This is a genomic window from Gordonia sp. 852002-10350_SCH5691597 (assembly GCF_001665715.1).
GTDB classification, from domain to species: domain Bacteria; phylum Actinomycetota; class Actinomycetes; order Mycobacteriales; family Mycobacteriaceae; genus Gordonia; species Gordonia sputi.
The window spans coordinates 1-2,124 of sequence record NZ_LZMO01000053.1; the positions used below are offsets into that span (position 1 = coordinate 1).

Sequence of the window (2,124 nt, forward strand, 5' to 3'; positions counted from 1 at the left end):
CATGGTGCCGGCCGCAGCGTCGACGGCGAGCGATCGAGCGGTGAACACGCGTCCGGCAACACCTTTGGTCTGCACGGATTCGACTGCGCTGCCGAGTCTTTCGGCACAGGTGCGCAGCGAGTCTCCGATCGACAGTGACAGTCCTGGCCCGGGTCCGGCGTCGGCGGTCGCACACGGTTGACCGACGACAACGGTCACGCGGCTGGCGTGTGCACCGATGTCGGTGAACGCCGTGCGGACACAGTCGACGGCGTCGTGGTCACCGGTAGGTGTCGGCATCACGACGAGGCCGTACACGGTGGCGTCGACGGTCTCGAAGACAACACCGCCGAGCGTCGCCGCGGCACGAGTGAGTGCACTCTCTGCCATGCGCGAATCAGGCGACTCGACGACGACCGGCACGATCTGAGTCGACTGCGACACCGGAGCGCCCGAGCCCGACAGGCGAGCGAACAGGTCGGCCCGTCGAATCGGGCGTGACGCCAACAATTCCTCGATGAGTCGCGACGCCACTGCGGAGCGTCCGATGCCCGCGCGTACGAGTGCCGACGTGAGTGGACCTGCCGCACAGTCGAGGAGCATTGCGGCGCGATCGCCGGAGTGCTGCGTGGCACCAGGGCCCGCGATCAGCCGTGCGATCTCGCGTCCGCGCGCGATGATCGGTGCCGACGCGACTTGACCGTCGACGGCCCGCCACGCCGATCGATCGTCGTCGACGCCGTGCGCGGCGATCAGCGCACCCCCCGAACCCACCAACACGATCGGGCAGTGCACGGCGTCGGAGACGTGTTCGAGCATCTTGGCGACGCCACCTCCGGCGGCCATGTCGTCGTGAAGAGTGGTGTCGAGCTCGCCCCGTAACCGCAGGTCGGCGAGTTCGGCAGACACGATCGCCGTGTTCGCGGTACGGCACATCGTGATGAACGGCACCACCCGACGCAGCTCGATGATCGGCAGCCGCCGCGCAGATCCCTCTCGGATGATCTCGTCGGGAACGCTGTCGAAGCTGCGTCCGATCTCGAAGGCGAGCGCCACCACACCGCGCTCGGCCAGCTCCCGGATGTAATGGCGGCGTGTGCCTGCGTCGAGTCCCGCCAACCCGAGTCCGGTCGTCAACAACAGTTCACCGCCCGAGAGCAGGGGCCCTATCTCATAGATCTCGCTTGAATGCACCCAGATCACGGGGCGTTCGAGGTGATCGTGTGCGGTGAGTACGTGCGGATCGGCGTCGGCGAGGTAGTCGTCGATGATCTGTCGCAGGGTGAGCGTCGACCCCGGGGATTCGTGCATAGACAGACGATATGCACGTTGCGGTCGCTGTGCGACGCGACGGACTGTCGGTTGAACACGACGGCGTAGCCACGCACAGTCGAATCATGCTCTCGCGACATGGGACGACGTCCACGTTCGACGCCGTGGCTGCGCTCGACACCGCCTACCGACAAGCACAACTCGGACTCTCCGAGGGCGGCATCCCGATCGGTGCTGCCCTGTTCAGCTCCGACGGCACACTCCTCGGTGAGGGACGCAACCGTCGCGTGCAACACGACGACCCATCGGTGCACGGCGAGACCGATGCCTTCCGCGTCGCGGGCAGGCAGCGCGACTATTCGTCGACCATCATGGTGACCACGCTGGCACCCTGCTGGTACTGCAGCGGTCTCATCAGGCAGTTCGGCATCGGGGCGGTGGTGGTCGGGGAGAACCGCACCTTCGACGGCGGGCAGGAGTGGCTGCGCGAGCTCGGCGTCGACGTGACGATTCTCGACGACGAGCGGTGCGTCGCGATGATGACCGATTTCATCGCCGGGAATCCCGCGCTCTGGAATGAGGACATCGGGGTCGTCGATGCCGGCGTGAACGCGGCGCGCTCCGACAAAATGGGGAGTCTGCGGTGAGCGGCGAGATGTCGAGTCCGATCCTGACCGTCGATCTCGCGCAGTGGCGTGCCGGTGGCGAGGACGCCGACGCCGTGTGCGCCGCGGTCGACGAGTCGCTACAGAAGGCGGGATTCCTGCTGGTCACGGGCCACGGTATCGATCCGGAGCTGCCCGCCGCGCTGCGTGCCACCGCCCGCGAGTTCTTCGCCATGTCGCCGGAGGTGAAGGGGCAGTACGCCGTCGG

3 protein-coding genes are annotated in these 2,124 nt (G+C 67.0%); 2 read left to right on the plus strand and 1 reads right to left on the minus strand.

Annotation, left to right across the window (positions count from 1 at the left end; all coding sequences use genetic code 11):
- Positions 1–1,290, minus strand: a 1,290-nt coding sequence (locus A5777_RS03805; protein WP_064861678.1) for a PucR family transcriptional regulator ligand-binding domain-containing protein, incomplete at its 3' end; no start/stop codon positions are given.
- A gap of 86 nt (positions 1,291–1,376) precedes the next feature.
- On the opposite strand from A5777_RS03805, the gene A5777_RS03810 reads away from it, so the two are divergent.
- The gene (locus A5777_RS03810; protein ID WP_051993999.1) at positions 1,377–1,898 is read left to right on the plus strand and encodes a nucleoside deaminase; all 522 of its coding nucleotides are present in this window, start codon (positions 1,377–1,379) and stop codon (positions 1,896–1,898) included.
- An 8-nt stretch (positions 1,899–1,906) separates the two neighbouring features.
- On the plus strand, positions 1,907–2,124 hold a 218-nt coding region (locus tag A5777_RS03815; protein ID WP_197502284.1), incomplete at its 3' end, for a 2-oxoglutarate and iron-dependent oxygenase domain-containing protein.